The following is a 21,646-nucleotide window of genomic DNA, read 5'->3' as shown; positions in this document are numbered from 1 at the left end:
TCGTTAGCATATGCTGTTCCCTTTCGCGCACCATATTTCATCAGAGGTACATACTCAAATGACAGATTGGAAGGTGGAAGTGTGACCGATAGCACATGCTCATTGTTATGCTGAGATGACGTCTACCGCCAGGCTTGTAGAGCACGCACTATTTCAGCTAAAGAGGAACAGGCTTGCGCTCCTTCCCGCTCAAATTGTCCCTGCGCCACAAATCCAGTTGTGACCCCTATAAATCCCATACCTGCATCTCGTGAAGCATAGTAATCCATCAACGCATCGCCAATGTAGAGTACCTCTTGACGAGCGATCCCTTTTTCGCTGAGCAGTTTGAGTGCTTTCTCAAAGACTCCAGGATCGGGCTTATGGACGGGTTCGTCGTCTGCCCCCTGCAGAAGAAAAAACTGGTCGATGGGGAAACCCAGGCGCATCAAATCGTTTCGCGCTCTCGAGCCGAGAGTAGAGGTGATCACACCAACTTCAACACCTGCATCCAATAAGGCATTGACGGTCGCGAGCCCATCTTCCTGGACCTCTTTGAGAAATTGATCTTCCAGTGACACGTTCGCCTTGAGCATGTTTTCGGGAGTATCAGCCCCTTGATACAAAATGGCTATCATCGGTTCAAATGGCATCCCCCAATGCTTTGCCAGAACGTCGTCGGTCAGATCGATATCATAGAACTGCTTCGCGACCGCCTTATGATGAGCCCACTTGATAACCGCTGTTTTTAAGAGTGTGTCGTCCAAATCGAAGAGAACGGCTTTGTATTTCATATGCATTATCCATATCTATATACATTCATCAAACATACGATGGTGAAGAACTCTCGTTCCTGTTCTGCTCGTATCAGCCTATGAACGAGCGAGTTCCCCTTCGGGTACCTGGTAATAATCACATGTTCTGATCTTACGGAAGCCGCAAGATTCATAGAGTCCGAGGGCATTAGCGTTCTTTGTCTCTACATCCAGGGCGATGCCAGGCCACTGTTCTTCAAGCAGCAGGTCAACGATTGCCACGAGCATTTGCCGACCGTACCCCTGTCCACGATAGAGAGGGAGGACGCCAAAGGTCACGATATCAGTCAGATCACCAAAGCTGACCGTTCTGAGTGATCCAATTGGCAACCCATCAAGCAGGCCGATGTAAAAGCGTTGGTTGTCTGCTGAAATAGATTCTGTGATCCAATTTTCCATCTCCTCTTCAGATGAGTCAAATGCCTGTGAAACGAGATGGGCGAGGATGGGAACGTCGGTACCTTCTGCGCGCCTGAGTTGTACCTGTTGCCCTTGTGACAGTTGGGGACGCTTGATGCTGGTTGGATCAAGCACCATGCGATGTTCTGAAAAACGGTATGCTCCCCTGTGTGCGGAGGCGAACGCTTTGCCGGAGGATAAGGCGCCATCACAAACCAGCAGCAGGTCACTAGCTCCTCTCTGTCGCCAGACAGCCTTCGCGGCCTCAAATAAAGTCGTCCCTACACCTTTACGCCGGTGATCCGGATGGACCATACCGTAGATCTCGATCTCTGCGTCAGGTCGAAGATGTTGGAGGTAGGCGAAGCCGGTGAGGGTATCACCCTGATAATGGAGTAACGGTGCTGGTTTGTTTTCTGATGGAGCGAGCATCTCTTCCAGGGGAACAAGGAAGTCCACCCCTTCATACAGGCGATAATCCTCGATTAACCTGGCTATGTTGGCTCTATCACTGGCTGTAATCTCTGTTTTAATTTCGCCTGTTACGCTATGCTGATTCATATTTTCTTCCTTCAAGTTTGTAGCGGATAAAGACATAACACACCAAAGCACATAGATTGATCTCTGCTATGCGATGTTGCGATTGCTTGTTGGGGGTCGAGAAGTGTGTACCGGCGTCATTCATGCCTGGACATGAATGACATATATCACCCAGGGGTGTCTATGCTGAAGTGATTCTGCATGGAGCATGGCGTGGCACAAGGGAGGATAGGTATCCGTGTCCTTATGATAACGAGAAGCGGTAAGATGCCTTATTAAAAGAGCAGTACCGGGCTGTTCGCAGATGCGGCACACAACATGAAAAGAGGGGTGTATTTCATTTACATTGCTCCTTTTTGCTTGAAGAAACGGCGTTTCAACAGATTGAATATAACATAGAGTATATTTGAAAGCAAGAGTGATCTCGTGGCCCTCAAGGCTGTTGCCAGATCCCATCTGCCGCCTGCGCGGTGCGCAAAAACCGACTGTACCTCTCAGCTCGACTGGTGCATCTTTCCCAGGCAAGAGGTGGGCCGAGTATGTGAGCAAGATCCAAGAAGTTTTTTTCTTGCTCCGCCAATAGAATAGATAGACGCGCAACGTGCAAGAACATTTACGCTCTCCATCAGTTATGCCGAATGCAAGAGGGAGCGAAAAGAAAAAAATATCGATGAACACACGCGATCAGCACCAAAGGTCGCCAGATATTGGAGGAACAGAGGAATGAGAAAAGTGATTGTACTCGAATTCGTCACCCTTGATGGTGTCATACAAGCCGGAGGTGCGCCAGAAGAAGATACCAGTGGTGGCTTCACGTATGGCGGGTGGCAAGCTCCATATTCCGACGAGGTTCTTGGAGGCGTCATGAATAAGCAGATGAGTATGCCGTTTGATCTGTTGCTAGGGCGCAAAACCTTTGAAATTTGGGAACCCTTCTGGCCGAAGCATGTCGACATATGGCCGGGCGCCAGTACAGCCACCAAATACGTCGCCTCGAATACCATAACTGGGAGCGAATGGCAGCCTTCCGTGTTTTTAGGCGGAGACATCGCGGAAAAAGTCAGCCAACTCAAGCAGCAGGAAGGGCCGAATCTGCACGTGTACGGAAGTGCAAATCTCGTTCAGACGCTGATGAAACATGACCTGGTCGATGAGTTCTGGCTCAAGATCTACCCGCTAACATTGGGCAGTGGCAAACGCTTGTTTGTCGATGGCACCATTCCAGCGGCGTTCCAGGTGACGGAGAGCCAGATCTCCCCAAATGGCATCATTATCGTGAATTACAAGCGCGCAGGAGCGGTTACAACCGGATCGGTGTCAGAAGGCTGATGACATCCCTGAGGTCACGAGGAGCATTCATCAACCCACACGTGCTTCGACCACGCATTACGCGCGAACGTGGGAAATCGGCAGATTGGTGAACAGCAATTCGAGGCTCTGAGCCTGCCCTGCCATATTCGAGAAGAGGAAGAGGCACCTCTATCATGATGCAACGAAGAGATGAGGGCGTGGCTACTCATCTCTTCGTTATTTGTTTGCATCTGCTTACTTGATGAGCTCAGAGTTCGATGACATGTTGCTTATTTCTTCTCTTTATCGGTTTGTCGTATCACTGCCGCGAGCTTTTTTGCGCCTTCCATTATCTGCGCTTCCTCCAGGCCGCCATAGCCTAAGAGGAGGCCCTTCTTGTCGGGCAACCCCAGATAGTAGTGATGCAGGGCATACACAACCACGCCCCGCTGATAGCTCCGCGCGACAATCTCTGCCTCATGCACATCATCTCCTTTCAGTTCCAGGCAGGCATGGAGTCCCGCGTCCAGCCCTTGCATCTCAACCAGACCGGCGACAGGTGCCAGTGCCTGGAGCAACGTTGCTCGTTTTTCAGCATAGTGCTGACGCAGGCGTTGGATGTAGCGTTCCAGGTTCCGCGACTGAAGAAATAGCGCAAGTCCTTGCTGCAGCGGCCATGAGAGATGAATATCGCTCAACAGCTTGAGCCGTGTGATGCGCTCGCGTAATAACGGGGGAGCTATGAGATAGCCGGCGCGCAGAGCCGGGGTCAGCACTTTGGAAAACGATCCGATATAGGCCACTCTACTGAGATCATCCAGGCTGGCCAGCGCGGGCAGCGGCTGGGCGCCAAAGCGGAACTCGCTATCATAATCATCCTCAATCACCAGGCTCTCATGCTCCCTGGCCCACTCCAGCAAGGTGAGACGACGCGCGATCGAGAGTCGCGTGCCCAGCGGATACTGATGAGAGGGCGTTACATAGACCAGCGTGGGCGCAGTGGCACCACACGGCAGCATCTCCACGCGCAGGCCGTCGGTATCCACCGGAACAGGCACGACCTGAACCTGCCTGCTCTGGAAGACTGCTCGCGCCAATGGATACCCTGGCTCCTCCATGGCCACCGCATCGTGCATCCCCAATGTCGCGCGCGCGATCAGATCCAGCGCCTGCACCGTCCCGGCCACAATAATTACATCTTCGGGCTGGCAAGCCACCCCACGGGCGCGACCAACATAGCTTGCAATGGCCGTCCGCAGCGCGCCCTCACCACCGGGATCACCATAGTCTCCCGGCAACTGCTGCCGGCTGACCTCACGCCAGATTGCCTGCCAGGCCTGCTGTGGCCAGAGCGCCGTGCTCGTTACGCCCAGGCGGAAATCAATCTGACCAGGTAGCGCAGGGAGAGGAAGCTCTGCCTCACTGATAACTGGCTCCTCCTGCATTAGCCAGCGTGGGATCTTCCTCTCCACAGCTTTTTCCAGCTTCGGAAGGGATGGGAGTTCACTGCTGACAGAGGTGCCCGATCCGTGCTGGCTCACGAGATACCCCTCGCTCAACAACTCTTCGTAGACCGAGACCACACTATTGCGGGCAATACCTAATTCCTCAGCCAGAGCTCTGCTCGACGGAAGGCGAACACCCGGGGCCAGCGAACCGTTCAGAATCGCCGCGCGCAACTGCTCATAGAGTTGGCGGTACAGCGGCTTCTGCCCATTGCGTACCAGGGTCAAGGGCAGATTGAGTTCGGGCATTATTTTACTCGTTGTCCGTTTGTCCATACAGAGTGGTTCCCTTCATTTCGCTCAAAGTGGCTCTCGACTCCTGTCCACTTTTCTTTTACTATTGAAACATAAAACTGCCGTCTGAGACAAACAAGGAAAAAAGATGCTTTCATTCTCTACGATCATTATGGCTATCGGGCTTGGGATCGCGTACGCCGCCGCGCCGGGCGCGGTGAATACAGAAGCAATACGCCGAGGGGTCTCCTGGGGTGCACGTTCAACGCTGCTGGTTGAGACAGGTTCGCTGATTGGGGACTCGTTGTGGGCGATCCTCGCATTGACCGGGGTGACGCTGCTGACGCGCTATCTGGCGATACAGATTGTGCTTGGGATTACGGGTGGCTGCTTCTTGCTCCGTCTGGCATGGCTAGCCCTCTGCGAAGTTTTTACCCGCCAGCATACATCTCAAGGAAACACATCCACCACACGAGGGCATTTTGCAACAGGTGTGGTGTTTGGACTGGCGAATCCTGTGGGGCTCGCGTTCTGGTCAGGCCTGGGAAGCAGTGTGGCCGCCTCGGGGATGGCAGGCTGGCAGTTTGCGGGCTTCTTTGCCGGTTTCTTCCTGGGTGCCGTGCTCTGGTGCATCGGGATCAGTGCTCTGATCCGTTGGGGACGCCGCTGGATTCACCCGGCCCTGTTTCGCTGGATCAATGCGTTGTGTGGCCTCGCGCTCGGTTATTTTGGGGTGCGCATCCTCTGGATGACAGCGCAAGACTGGCTGGAGCATCAAGTTTTGCCCGCCTTGAAACCTACACATTGAAAAACGATAAATTGCAGCTTGGATACGTGCTTTACAGTGAAGCACCCCATGCATAAATGCAGGGGCTTCTACAGCTCTCTCACGTGGGAGAACTGTGGGACACTTCCTGCCCATTCAATTTCTGTTTCTGGTAGCAGGCGAGGATGTTGATTGCCGCATTGTGGTCTCGATCCAGTTGGCAACCACAATGCGGACAGGAGTGCCATCGGACACGCAAGTCCTTCTTCACCACACACCCGCATGCTGAGCACACTTGGGAGGTATCATGGGGTGCCACTTTCACCACTGTACAGCCAGCTTCTTCCGCTTTGCTGGTACAGAGAGCAACAAATGCACTCCATCCTGCGTCCAAGATGCTCTTGTTTAAGCCACCTTTGGCGGCGGCTCCGTTTGGGACATACGTTCTGTTTTCGTCCCGCTTGGGTTGAGGACGCCTGGTCATATTGTCCACGTGCAGATCTTCGAACACCAGAACCGCATGCTCATTGACCAGTTTCCTTGACTGCTTGTGGAGAAAATCTCTTCTCTTGTTGCGTACGTTCCGATAGAGACGAGCAAGTTCCTGCTTGGCACGGTTCCTCCGGTGGCTTCCTCTCTTTCGGCGTGCAATCTTCCTGTGAGCCGCCTGGATCTTCTCCTCTTCGTTGCGGTACAAGCGAGGGTTCTCGATGAAGGTTCCATCTGAAAGAGCCGCAAAGGAGTGAATCCCGAGATCAACCCCTGTTTCTTTGGTGGTGGGATGAAAAGCCATGGAGGGATCACATGCATATTCAGTGCTCAAAACAACATACCACTGACCTGCCTCCCGTTCGATGGTGCACGTCTTGATGCTGCCAACGATCTCGCGATGGAGTTTGATCTTGATCCACCCTATCTTCGAGAGGTTCACCTTCCCGTTGATGATTTCAAACCCGCTTTGTGTATAGGTGAACGAGTCGTAGCGATCTCCAGATTTAAACCGTGGGTATCCTGGTTTCTCTCCATTCGTGACTCTTCTGAAAAAGTGGTCCATGGCCTTATCAACACGTGTGAGCACATCTTGCAGGACCTGACTATGGATAGCTCGATATTCTTCCCGTATCTCTTTGATTTCAGGAAGTTGCTTATTCTGTGTGTAGTAAGAAACAGATAGACCGCACATCGTGTAGGCGTCACGCCTCTCTTGCAAAGCAGCGTTATAGAGTTCCTTGCATCTGCGCAGGGTCCATTCCAATTTCCCTACCTGTTTCTCGGTTGGGTAGATGCGAAATTTGAATGCCTTGTTGCGAAGACGAGGACTCTTCTGCTTGCGGGTCTTTTTCGATGGTGTCTGTTTCTTCTCTTTAGACATGTTTCTGGTTCTCTATGTACTGCTTGATGACGGAGAGAGGCGCTCCACCCACCGTTGAGACAAAATAGGAATGCGTCCACAGCGTTGGGAGCTTCTTCTTTAAGAGCGGAAACTCCTGGCGCAAGAGATGGGATGATCGTCCTTTGAGCATCTTCACTAGTCGATGAATACCAAATTGCGGGTCACATTCAACAAGCAGATGAACATGATCTGGCATGATCTCCTGACTGAGTATTTCTGCGTTGCACTCCTGACAGACCTGGTGCATGATTTCTTGTAATCGGCTCTCTATTGGTTCGACAAGCACTTGACGCCGATACTTTGGACACCATACCACGTGGTACTTGCACGAGTAGCAAACATTGCGATTGGATTTGTACTTTAGCTCTGCCATGATAATAGTATACAGCAAGGAGCTATATATTGTCAAAATTCGTGTTACCCCTCCTCCCGAGCCGCCTTAAAAGGAACTCCCCTTCTATCCCCATGACTGAAGTCAGGGGGTTACAGAATGCTTTACACTAAAAATGTGAGGCGACGATTTTCCTCATGTGAGATTGACGTGATCATCCAGGATAACACTCCTGGAGAAGGGATATATCTCCTATGGCAACGTACCTGGTGCAATTTACCTACACACCCGAAACCTGGGCAACTCTACTGCAAAAACCACAGGACCGCAGTACTCCCAGCCAGGAACTGGTCCAACGGCTGGGGGGCAAGCTGCTTGGTCTCTATTACACTCTGGGAGCCTACGATGGCATAGCACTGCTCGAGGCACCCGATGATCTCACCGCGTCCGCCGTCAGCCTGGCCGTGAAAGCGTCGGGTATCATGAAGATGAACGAAGTAACCCGGCTCTTCTCAATGGACGAAACACTGGAAGCCATGCGTAAGGCAAACAGTGGCGCCTTCTCGCCTCCCAGAGTTTGAGCCCTGCTGGTAGGAATGGGCTGGCGCGTCTATCTCAGAAGCCCATTCCTCCCGCTCTTTCCAATCTTCCCTTTTCTATGTGGTTGTCAGACAGGGCTATACGTTCTGTTGCCAGGCTTTCTGGACACGTTCATAGTCGAACACACGTAGAGCATTGTCGCGCATGATATAGCGTGCGACACGTAAGGCACGCTTCTCGCTGAGCCAGCCTTCGAGTACCAGCTCGGAGAGCGCCTGAGCGATACCCTGGCGCGCAATGTAGGCGTGTCCGACGATGGGCTCAACTGGATAGTAGTCGCCGCCAAACCCCAGCAGCTTGGCAGCAGGGACGGCCAGTAATGCTTCTTTGAGGAAGCGCATAGAAGCCTGCGGGTTGATGAGCCAGGCCCAACACATATCCAGATAGACATTGCTGTAATGCTTGGCAAGAGCAATAAACTCATCCTGATAGGGATAGCCAATGTGCATCAAAATGAATCTGGCCTGTGGATAGTCTTGCAACAGCGGGCAGAGATCGGCAGCGATGCGTTTGAGTCTTTCCAGCGGCATCATGTTATTCTCGGCCAGGTAGCCGCAATGCAACTTGATTGGCAGATTGTACTCAATCGCTTTCTGGACGCAGTAGCGAAAAAAATGGTCTTGCAATGCTTTGTGTTCCGCAGCGGTTAGCGCGTGCTGGTCTCTGGCGAAGCGGGCGAAAAGTGGCTCAGCCTCCTCAGCGGTGACGCGCTCAAAAGAGAGGTCGCGCCAGTAGGCCGCCTGGGTTTTTACCGCGATAGCACGCGGGCCATAGTGTTCAAAGTTCTGATCAATGAGGTCATACCAATCCTTGATCGTAGTGGCTCTGGCCCTGGCGATATGCTGATGGCCAAACCCGGTGCAGAACCCATTGATCGACATATCTTGCAAGAGCAGGTCAGGATACTCGGTCTCGCACAACATATGCTCCAACGAATTGACCTGGCACGACTCAATGTTAGCGACACCATGCAAGATATGGGCATAGAACCCTTTACGCGTCTGGGCGCGCATCTTCTCACTGATACGCTCTACATTCCCCTTGTGAATCCTCTCTTCCTGGAAGAGCAGACGCACAGTATGCTCGACTGCCTGGAAGTAAGCCGTATTCCATGTGGATCGATAATAAGGCTCGAAGATCTGCCACTTATCCTTAGGACTGACCTGCGGATCGAAGAACCGCCTGGCCTGTTCTCGGGAGAAACCAACGCTACAGAGATCCTGGCTGCTATAGTGATGATAGAGGTAGGACCAATCATTGCAAGGATAGAGAGGATCATCCGCGTGAGGTCCGGCCAGCCGTCGCGTTTCCTCAATCAAATGTTCATGGGTATCTAGAATCGGCGTGCGTTGCACAAAATCCTCAATCGTCGAGATGATCCTCCGGTTGCGCTTCATGCTGCGATCCTTTCGTCTCATAGTGATAGACGCTTCATGATGGGAGTGGTGCTTATGTCATGTCATCAATCGACACATTAACCGTTTGGAGAGCTACGATGTGGATCGTCAGGGGTCGCAGGCACGAATAGTATATATTCCAGGCGCACGCATAAAAAAAACACACATAACAGGTCGTTATTCCTATGACTTGCTACGAGCCTCTTCATTGTAAGTGTGCCATCAAGCAATGGAAGAGTCAAGTGCGCAAAAGCGGTGAGCTATGAGGGGAAAACACTCACCAGTTGGCGAACGCCAGCCTGAATCTCCTGCTCATTGACAGCTCCATAGCCAAGGACAAGCCCTCCTCGCTGAGGTGAACCACGTGTCAACGCCGACAGGGGGATGATTTCGAGCCCGCAGCTTGCCGCTTGTTGTGTAATCTGCTGATCATCAAGACCCGGCGCAAGCCAGCCCGTAAGATGTAAACCGGCCTGGGGAGGCTGCACCTCTATGCCGCCCCCGAGTTCCTGCTGCAACGACTCGATGAGGAGCTCCCTTCTGGCAGCATAGAGGTCGCGCATCCGGCGGATATGGCGCAGCAAATACCCTTTGGTCATCCAGGCTTCCAGGGTCAACTGGTCGAGAATAGGCACATGAATATGGGTATAACTACAGAGGGAGAGAAAAGGGGAGACGAGTTGGGGAGGAACGATCAGATAGCCGATACGAAGCGCCGGGAAAAGAACTTTGCTGAACGTGCCAATGTAGATGACGCGCCCGGCGAGATCAAGCCCCTGTAAGGCATCAAGTGGTCGGCCACTGAAGCGATAATCGCTGTCATAATCATCTTCAAGAATCCAGGCATTGGCTTGCTTCGCCCATTGCAACAGAGCGACGCGTTGCGACAGATGCATGGTGATGCCCGAAGGGAATTGATGCGATGGAGTGACATAGGCCAGCCGTCCCTGTGGATACTGCTTTCGTCCAACTTCAACATCGATCCCTTCCAGTGTCACAGGGATAGGAGCCAGTTGCGCGCCCGCGTTGAGGAAAGCTCGCTGTGCTCCTAGATAGCCCGGATCTTCTATCCAGGCAAGATCACCTGGGTTCAGGAGGAGACGAGCCGCCATATCTAATGCCACCTGCGCTCCTGGCACAATAATGACCTGCTCCGCCTGGCAATGCACACCTCGTGTAATACTCGCATGGATGGCGATCGCTTCACGTAGCGGATAATAACCCGCGATCTCCTGATAATTGGCCATATTTCTAAGCATAGATCGTGCGCAGTGAGCCGCGATCTGGTTCCACTGTTGAAAAGGGAAGGCACGCAGCTCGGGAGTACCCGTGCGAAAAGCACGCGGGGGAGTCGGTCGACGATAGGTCTGGATAGATGACTCAGGTGCCTGACGCGTTAAATCCTCTCCCAGGTGAGACAGGTAGAGAGTGGCGTGTGTGCTCTCATCGGGAGCGGCGTTTCTCTGGGGAGCCTCTTTGGGAAGGAAAAAGGTCTCAGGAAGGTCGTACGCCACCCTGGTCCCCTGTCCGACCTTTCTTTCGATATAGCCTTCAGCATAGAGCTGCTCATAGGCATTGTTCACTGTATTCAGAGAGACACCTAATTCGCTTGCCAGAGCCCGTGTTGATGGGAGGAGCTGACCTGGCTGCAACTGACCACTGAGGATGGCATGACGCAATCGATCATACAGTTGGCGATGCAATGGCATCGTGAGTGTGCGATTGAGGGCAAGATCCGCTGTGTTTTGCAGTGCCTGTCGTCTTTTTGCCATGATTGAAAAGAAAGCCTCCAGCAAATGATACCATGAAATTTGCAAAAATGACCCTTGAAGGGGCTCTCCTTCTAGACTATGCTTCCTGCTGGCGAACCTTTGATTGATAACAGAGGCGTCGATAATATCCACGGAGGAGGTTTAGTATGAGGATTGTGATTATTGGTGGAAATGGACTCATCGGAACAAAGCCTGTAAACAAGCTTCGTGAACGTGGCCCTCAGATCATGGCAGCATCACCTGGCACAGATATCAACACTATCGCTGGTGAGGGATTAGCTCAAGCGTTTGTTAGCCCTCAGGTGGTCGTCGACGTGGCGAACGCGACTTTTAGGAAGGCAGGAGATCTTGGACGTCTATGAAGCTGTCAGGAGCCGACGGGCAGTGCGCAGTTTCACAGACAGGCCTATCCCGAAGGAGGTATTGGAGCGCGTGCTGTCCGCAGCGGCCTGGTCGCCATCTGGATCGAATCTCCAGCCGTGGCACGCCTACGTGCTGACTGGCGCGCCGCTGGCCGAGCTTAAAAAGCGAGCGGGCGAGCGTGTAGCCGCCGGTGGCCCCTGGGACGAGCCGGAGTACGAGATGTACCCACCCTCACTGAAGTCCCCGTACGACGAGCGCCGATCCGCCTTCGGTAAGCAGCGTTACGGCGCACTCGATATCGCGCGCGAAGACTGGGAGGCGCGCCAGAGGGCCGCGGCCGCGAACTGGGACTGTTTCGGCGCGCCCGTCGCCCTGTTCTGCTACATCGACCGCGACATGGGTCCGCCCCAATGGTCCGACGTCGGCATGTATCTGCAGACCATCATGCTGCTGCTCCGCGCCGAAGGGCTTCACAGTTGTACGCAGATGGCGTGGGCGAAGTATCACAAGACCGTCGCGGAGATCATATCCCCTCCGAGTGAACTCATCCTCTTCTGCGGCATATCGATCGGGTTCGAGGACGTCACGGTGGGTTACACCCGTCTGGACCGGGCACCGCTCGACGAGACGGTCAGGTTCATCGAGAATTAGAAAAGGAGAAACGAAATGGAAAAGCTTGATGGAAAGGTGGCGATCGTGACCGGAGCGGGGCGAGGTATCGGACGAGCGATCGCGGAGGCATACTTACAAGAAGGGGCCTCGGTGACCATAACGGCAGCGCATGAACAGGCCGAAATCGACCAACTCGCGAAGCAGCATGGGCCTGAACGTGTGTTGGCACTGTTGGCCGATGTAACCAATCCAGAGGCATGTGAACAGGTCGTAGAGCAGACCATCCAACGGTTTGGGCACGTCGATATCCTGGTCAATAACGCAGCTCGAGGCATGAAGTATGTCAATGCTTCTTTTCTGACAGAGCCCACGCGCTTTTGGGAAGCAGAGCCTGCAGCCTGGCATATGATCATAGACACGAATGTCAATGGACCATTTTATATGGCTCGTGCAGTTGTCACACACCTGCTGAAGCAGCAGCACGAAGGGAGCATCATCAACATCAGTATGGACTACGAGGGGATGAAACGGCGCAATTTTTCTCCCTATGGACCCTCGAAGGCAGCGCTGGAGTCTTCATCAGCCATCTGGGCACAAGAGCTGAGCGAGGCACGCATCCGTGTCAACGTCCTGCTGCCGGGTGGCGCGACCAATACCGGTATGGTCCCCGCTACGGCTCCAGCGAATGTCAAGGCGCGTATGCTCCAACCGGAGATCATGCAGGATCCGGCGGTGTTTCTCGCCTCGGACGCATCGCAAGAGCTCACCGGTCGCCGCTTGATTGCGACGGAATGGAGCGTGGCAAATCCACAGGGCCGAGCTATTGTGGAGGGAATTGGGTAACTCTTCCTGAAGGGCAAGATCTGCTGTGTTTTGCATTGCTTGCCATCTTTTTGCCATAAGTAAAAAGGAAGCTCCGGTAAATGATACCATGAAATTTGCAAAAATGACCCTTGAAGGGGCTCCCTTTCTAGACTATGCTTCTTGCAAAGGTCAGAACCAATGCTGATTGCAAGACTTCTTATGTATAGAGATTGCTGAGAAGGTGGGTGCACATCAATGCATACGTATTCTACAAGGATATGCCCATCGAACTGGCCAGCCTTTGATTGGTAGCAAGGGTATTGATGACTTCTGGACATCCTGTAAAGTGCTTATCCAGAGCTTTTCAACGCGCACCAGAATATATGTTTAGACATCACAGGCCCAACTTACGGGCTACGAAGAAGGAGATTCAATATGAAGATTGTGGTTATTGGCGGCAGCGGCCTCATCGGAAAAAAGCTTGTAAACAAGCTTCGTGAGCGTGGTCACCAGGCCGTGGCTGCGTCACCCAGCACAGGTGTCAACACCATCACTGGTGAGGGATTAGCACAGGCGCTTAGCGGTGCTCAAGTAGTCGTCGACGTGGCGAACGCGCCTTCGTGGGAGGACAAGGCAGTGTTAGAGTTCTTTGAGACATCAGGTCGCAATCTCCTGGCAGCAGAAGCGGCCGCTGGTGTGGGACATCATATTGCACTGTCGGTGGTCGGCACTGACCGTCTTCCCGAGAATGGCTACTACCGGGCGAAGGTGGCCCAGGAAAACCTGATCAAAGCTTCAAAGGTGCCCTATACCATCCTGCGCGCAACGCAGTTCTTCGAGTTCGTCGGCGGCATCGCCCAGGAGGCCAGCGATGGACAAACCATTCGCCTGTCGCCTGCATTTATACAGCCGATCTGGTCGGATGACGTCGCGGCTACATTGGCCGACGTCGCACTCGAGAAGCCTATCAATGGCACCATTGAAGTGGCTGGCCCCGAAAAGATGCATCTCGATGAACTTGTGCGCCGCTTCTTGAGCGCGAATAAAGACACACGTCAGGTGATCACAGACGTCCATGCACGCTTCTACGGCTCAGAGCTGGAGGATTACTCCCTCATTCCAGGCGATAACGCGCGAATCGTCCCGACGCGTTTCGAGGACTGGCTTAGCCGTTCTGCACCTCAAAGGTAAACCCGTAAGGCATGCGCGTCTTCTCACATCTATCAATGCTGTGTTTCAAAATATCAAGCAGGGATGCAATCTTCCTGACAGGGATGGGGCCACATGAAAGGAATAGCTACTGCGTGATGTTGAATGAAAAACAGATCAAGCATCTCACACTCCCACGACGTAAAGCGCTCATCAGGCATGCTGATGAGCGCAAGCAAGCTGAGCGGCAGCTCAAAGACAGCGAGGAGAGCTTTCGCGTCCTCGCCGAGACTGTGCCACAGCAGGTATGGGTGACACGATCCGACGGCATGCATGACTACATGAATCAGCGCTGGCGTGACTACACCGGATTGACGCTTGAGCATCTCCAAAGCGACCGCTGGGCTCATCTTCAGTTTATCCACCCTGATGACCGTGCGGAAAGCCAGGCTCTCTGGCAGCATGCCCTGGACAGGGGAACCTTATATGAACATGAAGAGCGGCTCAGAAATGGCCAGAATGGAGAGTATCGCTGGTTCTTAACGCGTGCCATGCCAATGCGCGATGAAGGCGGTCAGGTCGTCAAGTGGTTTGGCACCTGCACCGATATCGAAGACCAGAAACGAACAGAGGAGGCCTTACGCCTGAGTCAGGAGCGTATCCGCGCCCTGATCAACTCCAGTATTATCGGGATTACCTCTGTCGAGATGGAAGGAGAGGTGCTCGCGGACGCCAATGAGGCGTTTCTTCGCATGACCGGTTATACCCGAGAGCAGGTGCAGAGCGGAACGTTGAGCCGAAGAAACATTGTCCCCCGGGAACAGGCACCGCTCTTTGAGCGCTCGATTCGAGAGCTCAAAGAGAGTGGGCAGCATACAGCCTTTGAGACCGAACTGGTGTGTCAGGATGGCAGCCGTCTACCCGTGCTGGTGGGCGGCGTCATCTTCCAGGAGCAGCCACGCCAGATGGTCGCCTTTATGCTGGATAATTCTGCGCGCAAGGAACTGGAGCAGCGCAAAGATGACTTTATTAGCATGGCGAGCCATGAATTGAAGACCCCGCTCACAGCGGTTAAGCTGCAGGTCCAACTGGTGCGCAAACGACTCGAAAAGCACTCCCAGCACGAGGCGGTTACCGCGCTTACCAGGGTGGAGGGACCCGTCAATCAACTGGAGCGCCTGATCACAGAGTTACTGGATGTCTCCAGGATGCAAGCAGGGAAACTCGAGTATCGGCGGGAGCCGGTGGACCTCAACGAACTGTTGCGGGAGGTCACCGCCCCCATCCGCCACCTCCATCCAGGCCGTACCATCCTGATCAGCGGGAGCGTGCAGGCCAGCGTAATCGGGGATCGAGACCGACTTGGGCAGGTCTTCACCAACCTGATCAGCAATGCTATCAAGTATTCTCCCAACGCCGAGGCAGTTGAGATTGACCTCGCTCGATCCAAAGATGCGGTCATGGTCCATGTCCGCGATCATGGTCTGGGGATTCCTCGCGAACAGATCGAGAGGGTTTTTGAGCGCTTTTATCGGGTTACAGATCTGGGGCAGCAAGCCATCCCTGGCCTGGGCATGGGGTTGTACATCGCAGCCGAGATCGTCAAACATCATGGAGGAACCATCACTGTGGACAGCGCGGTTGGGAAAGGCTCGACCTTTACGGTGATCCTTCCGCTCCTGCGGGCTGCCCTGAGCAGTTGACGCGCGTGGCATGCGCATCAACTGCGATGATAACGGCGAACGCCGTTATAGTCATCTTCCCCGTCCTCGGGTCGCGCTGAAAAGTGGAAGACGAGCTTGCTCAAGCCGGGAGGAGAGTCTATAGTGAGGGGAGCGTATCAGAACAAATCCCGAGCTATAGGAGGTGGGAGCATGACTGAGACAACCGGCAGAGTGGTATTGGTGACAGGGGCCAGCAGCGGAATCGGCGCGACCACCGCACGCCTTCTAGCCGCGCGAGGGATGCGCGTGGTGGTCAACTATCTCCACAGCGGCACGGCAGCCGAGGAGGTCGTAGTCAGTATCAAAGCCGCTGGCGGCCAGGCGATGACTGTACAGGCCGACGTGCGCGTGGCGGGGGCGGTCGGGAACATGATCGAGCAGGTCCATAAGGCATGGGGCGGCATCGACGTGCTTGTACACAACGCGCTCACCCCGTATGTGATCAAGCCGTTTCGGGACATGACGTGGGAAGAACTGGGCAGCAAGATCGATGATGAGATGCGTGCGGCATTCACGGTCACTAAAGCCGTCCTACCCGCCATGACAGAACAGGGGTGGGGACGCATCATCTATCTCGGTACCGGTCTCAGCCGCCAGCCGCGGGAGGGAATGATCGCGCTGGGCACGGCCAAGGCCGCACTAACTCAGTTCGCCCGCTACCTCGCCCTGGAACTGGGTCCGCGAGGCATCACAGTCAACGTCGTCGAGCCCGGCCCGGTGGAGGACACGCGCATGGCGCATGTACTCGACGAGAAACAGAAGCAGCGGCAGGTGGCCGCTACCCCTCTGGGCCGCCTGGCACATCCGGGCGACGTCGCCCAGGTGGTCGCCTTCTATGCCAGCGAGGACAACGCCTTCATGACCGGTACCACGGCCGCGGTCAACGGCGGGATGTCCATGTACTAGGGAAAGGGAGAATGCTCATGTACACGATCGATCTCGCCTATGTCGGGCGGGGACTGCACGAGGAACTGGTCGCCTACATCGCCGACCAGCACGACTACTACGCCGACGAGGGCGTGCACGTCGCTCTGCGCGACGGCTGCTCCTGGAACGACGAGCGGCTGCGCCACGGAGCCACCATCGGGCTCGGCCGGACACTGCTGTCCCGACTGACCAATGGCATCCCCTGGGTCGCACTCAATGTCAACACCCACCGCCCGCTGTTCTGGTTCCTCGCTCGTCCCGGCCTGACCTCCCTGGCCGACCTGGCCGGACGACGTCTGGCCATACACGCTCCTCACACGGCACCCGGATGCTTCGCCCGGATCGTGCTGCGCCAGGCGGGCCTCGACCCGGACCGCGACATCCACACCATCGTCCGCGCGCCCGGCGACTACGGCATGGACCTGCGCTGGCTGCACGACGGCAGGATCGACGCCGCCCTGGTCGGCAGCACCATGGCGCCGGAAGCGATAGCCGCCGAGCACGGCTGGCAGGTGCTGGCCTGGGTCGGCGACCACTTCCAGATCCCAACCGTCGGCGTGGCCGTTGACCCCACCTACATTCACCCGGACGACCCCGCGGTCCAGGCCGTCGTACGAGCCCACCGGCGCGCCTTGCAGATGATCCACAACGAACCCGACACCACGGTGCGGCACCTCCAGACATTCCTCGGCCAACACACCGTTGACGAAACCTGGACCCACTACGAAACGTTCATCGCACCGCATTTCACCACCGATGGACAGGCCGATCTCGCCGTCGGCGCCACCGCGATCACCACGGTCGCCGCCGAACTCGGCGTCCCCGCCACAGTCACGGCGTCCGAGTTCTACCGCACCGCAGCCACCACATAGCTGAGAGCATGCGAAGGATGTGGTCCATTGATGCTTTCCTTTTTTTCTTCACTGGCATCACAAACCGCAGATCTTCCGCTCGAACCGATCCGCCTTTCTGGCAGAAGCGAGAAGGGGTGCTCAATACGCCGGAAACTATATCCAGATATCGGAGGTGCAGTCGCCACCAGGATAACGCATCTCGTGGGCTCGTGCCGGGCCAGCAGGTTCTGTGCCGAAATCAACATAGAAGTTCTCGTTGATCTTCAAGCCACCGTGCTCCGTATCGCAATCTATTTGCAGAAGATACGACCCTGCTCTGACAATATCGGGGTAGAACTGGTTATCCCACGAACTGTAGAGCGAGTTGGTAACGTACAGCCGCTTGCCATCAAGGCTGAGCTGAAGCATCTGTGGGCCACCGGTGAGCTTATGATCTTGAACGCTAACAGCTTTTCCGGTCAGGCCACCACACCAGACTTGTCCGCTCAGTCTTGGATGAGAAGGATCGCTGATATCATACTGGCGAATATCGCCATGAAGCCAGTTCGAGAGATAGAGATACCTGTCATCCATCGAGATCAGAAAATCGGTGATCAGAGATGGTACTGGAGCAGGCTGACCCTCTACTTCAATTGAAGGGATATCAATGACCTTTTCAAGCTGCCACTTCTCATCGGGCTTATTCCAATGCCAGATGTTGCTACTAAGCGCCGCTCCAACAAAACCATGCGTGCTATCAGGGTTATGCTGGAAGCGTACTTCGAGCGGTATCAACCCTTCTTCGCCCAGATCGACACTTTGGATAATGTCATGCTTCTCCCAATCCCAGAAGTACAGATGGTGACCATATTTATCCGCAGCCACATCTTCCAGATTGAAACCTTTCCTGAACGTATTAGGAGCGGCCCATCCACTACTCACCATCATATTGTGGCGTGGCTGATACCAGTAGTCATAACCGAAGCGCATGCCATTAGCATTGTGTTCCCAACGGCCTGCAATATTGAACTGCTCGTCGAGCAGAAGGAAACCGCCAGGACCATTGCCATTATTGTCACCAAGCATCGAGATCATAACGTTACCATCAGCAAGACAGTGAACGGTATGGGGAGCGGTGAGGTTCGTTTTCTGCTTAAGCTCTTCGGGTTCGATCACCTTATGCAGTTTTGGTGCCCGTTCATCAGAGATATCCAGAATATGAATTCTGCTGGACAACATTCCTGGAACGATCAGAAAACCGCGTGATCGGCGTTCGTCCGCGTAACATGAGCTACAAGCATTCCAGCCAAAGTGATGCAGTTCGTCACCAACGTTGGGCATTGGTGTGCGATGAATCACCTGGGAGTATGTGGGGGATGTGGCGTCAACATCAACTGTGGCCAGGTAATCAGGCTCCTCGATCCCTGTTCCTACATAGAGAGCGATGCTGTAAAGCACTTTTTCTGGGGCAGCTTTCATGGCATCTTCGGGTGAGGCGTAACCCGGCCCAGAGCTAGAATGATGCTCATGATGCATTATGCGTTCATTTTCCATGCGGTACAGAGCTCATTTCTGAACAATAGAGATGAGGTTCAATATTTTCAATCATCTCTACAGTCGTGGTCAACGGTATAGACTGCACAAAAGGAGGCTGCTACAAGCGACTGTACGTTCGACGACACTACGAACGGCCGTGTAAGGGGGGTTCTCTGGTAATTCCATTTTATCATTGCGCATGATACACCCGCTGTCAATATCAGAATTCTTAGCAGTAAGTGTTTAGAATCCTTCAATCTAGCCTGCGCATCAAAGCACAGCAGATTTTTGCTCAGTAGAAATAGTGATATGATAAAGGTCATCAGGAAAAAACAGTAGGAGAAGATATATGCCGAATATGCGACCATTCCGTTTTGGTGTCATCACAGAGAGCGCCCCTTCGCGTGAGCAGTGGATCTCTCTGGTACGTAAAGTCGAGGATCTAGGCTATGCGACATTTCTGCTGGCAGATCACTTTGTCAATGAGTTTCCTCCTCTTGTCGCTCTGATGGCCGCGGCGGACGCGACAAAGACGCTGCGCGTCGGCACCTTTGTATTCGACAATGATTTTCGCCACCCGGCGCTGCTGGCCAAGGAGGTCGCGACGCTCGATCTGCTCTCCGGTGGCCGCTTCGAAATTGGCATGGGCGCGGGCTGGCATCGGCCCGAATACGAGCAGGCCGGCCTCCCCTTTGATCGAGCAGGCGTGCGTATCAACAGGCTGGAAGAAGCTCTGAATGTCATCAAGCAGTTTTTCACCGAGGAAACGGTCACCTTCGCGGGCACCCATTATACGGTGGCCGATCTGAAAGCCTTTCCCAAGCCGCTACAGCGTCCTCATCCTCCCATTCTCATAGGTGGTGGCGGCAAAAGACTCCTGACACTGGCGGGTCGAGAAGCCGATACCGTCAGTCTGCATCTGAAAGTGAATGATAGCGGAACGGTAGACGCCTCTGAATATACCGAGGCCGCCCTGGCGCAAAAGGTAGAATGGGTGCGGCAGGCCGCCGGGGAACGCTTTGAATCGCTAGAGTTGAATCTTCTCATTAATCGCGTCATCGTCACGCAGGATCGGCAGCAAGCGGCTGAAGAGTATATTCGCGAGCGAGGACGACCTGGAGCAACGGCAGAACAACTCCTGGCCAACCCATATATGTTTGTTGGCAGCATCGAGCAGATCGTTGAGCGCATCCAACAACTGCGTGAGCAATTTGGCATCTCGTATTTTGTGCTCGATGCCGACTACATGGAAGTCCTGGCACCAGTAGTTGCCCGTCTCGCGGGCGCGTAATGTAATATTAAGAAGGCTGTCTCGTGGATGCGGGATAGCCCTCTCAAAGCAGCCTCCCAGGAGAGATGCCAGGTCATTATCCCAACCAGACCAGCGCATATCACCGTAGAACATCTCCAGATCTCCAGACCAGCCTCCACATATTCTCGCCCCTTCATTTTGCTACAGGCACATGAAAATACATATTTCTACGCCTTTTTTGCAATTAATAAATATTAATGCTCGCTCTTATTTCTTTTCCGCTACAATCCTTTTCGACGATAGAGGCAATAGCCCTTCCACCTCAACCATACATCTAGTACCTTTGATGTAGATAATTGCGCATTCGATAGTTGATATGCTTTAATAGAGATCAATGTATGATCTGGTTGGTTGTAGAAAGGGAAGGGACATTATACATGAGCGCAAAAACACGACTTAAAACGCAGCCCGTATTTCAGAAGCTATCCTCATCACTAAACCTGCTTTATCCATATCCACCTCACACGCTTGACGCACTCACCATGGCACAGAAGGTGTTGCTTTCTCCAGAAATTCCATGCTATTTTCGAGACGGCCTGCGCGATGTGGCATGTATTGATATGCAAGATGTAGACAGAGCATTTTTGTGGCAGGAGAGGGATCATTCATTAGAGCTCAATCTATCGCCGGTGTATCAGAGATGTTTTTTGTATATGCAGGCACCAGATTTTATCTATGATAGCGAAACTGAAAAAGGAAAAAGGTGGGATCGTCAGGAATTGGCGTGGGGGGTGCAGTACGTCTCTTTACAACTACCCTCAACCTCAGACGCCTACTTCTTTACCCGAGAATTCATGGATCTCCCCGAGGAGCAACCACTCTGGTTCGAGCAAGTACATTGGATACTTTCCATCGGCTTATATCTGGAGGTGCCGGATGGCAAATACGTACGTTGTGTCGGCCCTGTGATCACAGGAAATCTGTTGATTGACGCTTCGGGCTCGATAGTGCGCAATGAGTACGGGGCGAGACAAGTTGAGTATAATTTGATTCATGATAATATCGAAGACGTCATTTACTGGTACCTGGGCAAGCCACTCGCGCCGAGCTCTAAGCCGGGTGCCCGTCATGAGGTGACGGCCGCAATTATAGAACATTTCACTCTGAATATCTATCTTTCGCTCCTCGGATACGCATCTTTAAATGATCCGCGGACACAGCTGCTACCAAACAAAATCTATCCATTCTGCCCTATAGAGAATGATATCTTCAGACGGCATGGGCAGTCCTTTCCACGTCATCTTTCCCTGACTGGACAACAGCTACTCTTGCAAGTAGCCCCCCTCCCTGGCGATGATCTCCTGGATAACATCCCATTCGTCTAACTCATTGCTGATTGCATTGTTACCAAAATCATATGGAACG

The 21,646-nt window shown here is 53.7% G+C and carries 17 protein-coding genes and 3 pseudogenes; 12 read left to right on the top strand and 8 right to left on the bottom strand.

The window, feature by feature from the left end; translation table 11 throughout:
* Positions 1–122: 122 nt before the first annotated feature.
* Complete coding sequence (locus AABA21_RS32090) at positions 123–773, bottom strand: HAD family hydrolase (protein WP_338256540.1); 651 nt, start codon at positions 771–773, stop codon at positions 123–125.
* Positions 774–851: 78 nt separating this feature from the next.
* Positions 852–1,754, bottom strand: a complete 903-nt coding sequence (locus AABA21_RS32085) for a GNAT family N-acetyltransferase (protein ID WP_338256537.1) — start codon at positions 1,752–1,754, stop codon at positions 852–854.
* A gap of 702 nt (positions 1,755–2,456) precedes the next feature.
* On the opposite strand from AABA21_RS32085, the gene AABA21_RS32080 reads away from it, so the two are divergent.
* The gene (locus tag AABA21_RS32080; RefSeq protein WP_338256536.1) at positions 2,457–3,062 is read left to right on the top strand and encodes a dihydrofolate reductase family protein; all 606 of its coding nucleotides are present in this window, start codon (positions 2,457–2,459) and stop codon (positions 3,060–3,062) included.
* Positions 3,063–3,313: 251 nt separating this feature from the next.
* On the opposite strand, the gene pdxR (AABA21_RS32075) is transcribed toward AABA21_RS32080, so the two are convergent.
* On the bottom strand, positions 3,314–4,804 hold the full coding sequence (gene pdxR, locus AABA21_RS32075; RefSeq protein ID WP_338256534.1) for a MocR-like pyridoxine biosynthesis transcription factor PdxR: 1,491 nt from the start codon (positions 4,802–4,804) through the stop codon (positions 3,314–3,316).
* Positions 4,805–4,910: 106 nt separating this feature from the next.
* Here pdxR (AABA21_RS32075) and AABA21_RS32070 point away from each other — a divergent pair, with 106 nt between their 5' ends.
* Complete coding sequence (locus AABA21_RS32070) at positions 4,911–5,570, top strand: LysE family translocator (protein WP_338256531.1); 660 nt, start codon at positions 4,911–4,913, stop codon at positions 5,568–5,570.
* Positions 5,571–5,766: 196 nt separating this feature from the next.
* Here AABA21_RS32070 and AABA21_RS32065 read toward each other — a convergent pair.
* Positions 5,767–6,900, bottom strand: a pseudogene (locus AABA21_RS32065) (RNA-guided endonuclease InsQ/TnpB family protein); the annotation flags it as partial.
* A complete protein-coding gene (gene tnpA / locus AABA21_RS32060; RefSeq protein ID WP_338258500.1) occupies positions 6,893–7,294 on the bottom strand; it encodes an IS200/IS605 family transposase in 402 nt (133 codons plus the stop codon). The gene tnpA and the pseudogene AABA21_RS32065, both read right to left, overlap by 8 nt.
* A 212-nt stretch (positions 7,295–7,506) precedes the next feature.
* Here tnpA and AABA21_RS32055 point away from each other — a divergent pair, with 212 nt between their 5' ends.
* A complete protein-coding gene (locus AABA21_RS32055) occupies positions 7,507–7,833 on the top strand; it encodes a GYD domain-containing protein (protein WP_338256529.1) in 327 nt (108 codons plus the stop codon).
* Between the two features lie 96 nt (positions 7,834–7,929).
* Here the strand turns inward: AABA21_RS32055 and AABA21_RS32050 are convergent, their stop codons facing one another.
* Positions 7,930–9,249: an amidohydrolase family protein gene (locus AABA21_RS32050; RefSeq protein WP_338256528.1), complete on the bottom strand. Its 1,320-nt coding sequence runs from the start codon at positions 9,247–9,249 to the stop codon at positions 7,930–7,932.
* 260 nt (positions 9,250–9,509) lie between these two features.
* Complete coding sequence (pdxR, locus tag AABA21_RS32045) at positions 9,510–11,021, bottom strand: MocR-like pyridoxine biosynthesis transcription factor PdxR (protein ID WP_338256527.1); 1,512 nt, start codon at positions 11,019–11,021, stop codon at positions 9,510–9,512.
* 146 nt (positions 11,022–11,167) lie between these two features.
* On the opposite strand from pdxR (AABA21_RS32045), the pseudogene AABA21_RS32040 reads away from it, so the two are divergent.
* From AABA21_RS32040 to AABA21_RS32010, 7 genes and pseudogenes are all read left to right on the top strand, one after another.
* Positions 11,168–11,347, top strand: a pseudogene (locus AABA21_RS32040) (NmrA family transcriptional regulator); the annotation flags it as partial.
* Positions 11,348–11,369: 22 nt separating this feature from the next.
* Positions 11,370–12,035 (top strand): nitroreductase, encoded by a 666-nt coding sequence (locus AABA21_RS32035; protein WP_420917179.1) that lies wholly within the window; start codon positions 11,370–11,372, stop codon positions 12,033–12,035.
* Between the two features lie 15 nt (positions 12,036–12,050).
* Complete coding sequence (locus AABA21_RS32030; protein ID WP_338256523.1) at positions 12,051–12,839, top strand: SDR family NAD(P)-dependent oxidoreductase; 789 nt, start codon at positions 12,051–12,053, stop codon at positions 12,837–12,839.
* 396 nt (positions 12,840–13,235) lie between these two features.
* Positions 13,236–13,991 carry an SDR family oxidoreductase gene (locus AABA21_RS32025; protein ID WP_338256521.1) on the top strand — a complete coding sequence of 252 codons (756 nt, stop codon included), beginning with the start codon at positions 13,236–13,238 and terminating at the stop codon, positions 13,989–13,991.
* A gap of 182 nt (positions 13,992–14,173) precedes the next feature.
* A pseudogene (locus AABA21_RS32020) lies at positions 14,174–15,652 on the top strand (PAS domain-containing sensor histidine kinase); the annotation flags it as partial.
* A gap of 171 nt (positions 15,653–15,823) precedes the next feature.
* Positions 15,824–16,579 (top strand): SDR family NAD(P)-dependent oxidoreductase, encoded by a 756-nt coding sequence (locus tag AABA21_RS32015; RefSeq protein ID WP_420917239.1) that lies wholly within the window; start codon positions 15,824–15,826, stop codon positions 16,577–16,579.
* A 17-nt stretch (positions 16,580–16,596) separates the two neighbouring features.
* On the top strand, positions 16,597–17,472 hold the full coding sequence (locus AABA21_RS32010) for an ABC transporter substrate-binding protein (protein ID WP_338256516.1): 876 nt from the start codon (positions 16,597–16,599) through the stop codon (positions 17,470–17,472).
* A gap of 135 nt (positions 17,473–17,607) precedes the next feature.
* Here AABA21_RS32010 and AABA21_RS32005 read toward each other — a convergent pair whose 3' ends face one another.
* On the bottom strand, positions 17,608–18,987 hold the full coding sequence (locus tag AABA21_RS32005) for a selenium-binding family protein (RefSeq protein WP_338256513.1): 1,380 nt from the start codon (positions 18,985–18,987) through the stop codon (positions 17,608–17,610).
* Between the two features lie 331 nt (positions 18,988–19,318).
* On the opposite strand from AABA21_RS32005, the gene AABA21_RS32000 reads away from it, so the two are divergent.
* Entirely contained in the window at positions 19,319–20,260 is a 942-nt protein-coding gene (locus tag AABA21_RS32000) for an LLM class F420-dependent oxidoreductase (protein ID WP_338256512.1), read from the top strand.
* Between the two features lie 359 nt (positions 20,261–20,619).
* On the top strand, positions 20,620–21,606 hold the full coding sequence (locus AABA21_RS31995) for a hypothetical protein (protein WP_338256511.1): 987 nt from the start codon (positions 20,620–20,622) through the stop codon (positions 21,604–21,606).
* Positions 21,607–21,646: the final 40 nt, after the last annotated feature.

Source organism: Dictyobacter halimunensis, assembly GCF_036245075.1.
This window is presented reverse-complemented; position numbering and strand designations above follow the sequence as displayed.

Excerpts from the sequence above, each read along its gene's own strand:
- AABA21_RS32090 (WP_338256540.1), bottom strand. The coding sequence starts at position 773 with ATGAAATACAAAGCCGTTCTCTTCGATTTGGACGACACACTCTTAAAA.
- AABA21_RS32085 (WP_338256537.1), bottom strand. The coding sequence starts at position 1,754 with ATGAATCAGCATAGCGTAACAGGCGAAATTAAAACAGAGATTACAGCC.
- AABA21_RS32080 (WP_338256536.1), top strand. The coding sequence starts at position 2,457 with ATGAGAAAAGTGATTGTACTCGAATTCGTCACCCTTGATGGTGTCATA.
- pdxR (WP_338256534.1), bottom strand. The coding sequence starts at position 4,804 with ATGGACAAACGGACAACGAGTAAAATAATGCCCGAACTCAATCTGCCC.
- AABA21_RS32070 (WP_338256531.1), top strand. The coding sequence starts at position 4,911 with ATGCTTTCATTCTCTACGATCATTATGGCTATCGGGCTTGGGATCGCG.
- tnpA (WP_338258500.1), bottom strand. The coding sequence starts at position 7,294 with ATGGCAGAGCTAAAGTACAAATCCAATCGCAATGTTTGCTACTCGTGC.
- AABA21_RS32055 (WP_338256529.1), top strand. The coding sequence starts at position 7,507 with ATGGCAACGTACCTGGTGCAATTTACCTACACACCCGAAACCTGGGCA.
- AABA21_RS32050 (WP_338256528.1), bottom strand. The coding sequence starts at position 9,249 with ATGAAGCGCAACCGGAGGATCATCTCGACGATTGAGGATTTTGTGCAA.
- pdxR (WP_338256527.1), bottom strand. The coding sequence starts at position 11,021 with ATGGCAAAAAGACGACAGGCACTGCAAAACACAGCGGATCTTGCCCTC.
- AABA21_RS32030 (WP_338256523.1), top strand. The coding sequence starts at position 12,051 with ATGGAAAAGCTTGATGGAAAGGTGGCGATCGTGACCGGAGCGGGGCGA.
- AABA21_RS32025 (WP_338256521.1), top strand. The coding sequence starts at position 13,236 with ATGAAGATTGTGGTTATTGGCGGCAGCGGCCTCATCGGAAAAAAGCTT.
- AABA21_RS32015 (WP_420917239.1), top strand. The coding sequence starts at position 15,824 with ATGACTGAGACAACCGGCAGAGTGGTATTGGTGACAGGGGCCAGCAGC.
- AABA21_RS32010 (WP_338256516.1), top strand. The coding sequence starts at position 16,597 with ATGTACACGATCGATCTCGCCTATGTCGGGCGGGGACTGCACGAGGAA.
- AABA21_RS32005 (WP_338256513.1), bottom strand. The coding sequence starts at position 18,987 with ATGGAAAATGAACGCATAATGCATCATGAGCATCATTCTAGCTCTGGG.
- AABA21_RS32000 (WP_338256512.1), top strand. The coding sequence starts at position 19,319 with ATGCCGAATATGCGACCATTCCGTTTTGGTGTCATCACAGAGAGCGCC.
- AABA21_RS31995 (WP_338256511.1), top strand. The coding sequence starts at position 20,620 with ATGATCTGGTTGGTTGTAGAAAGGGAAGGGACATTATACATGAGCGCA.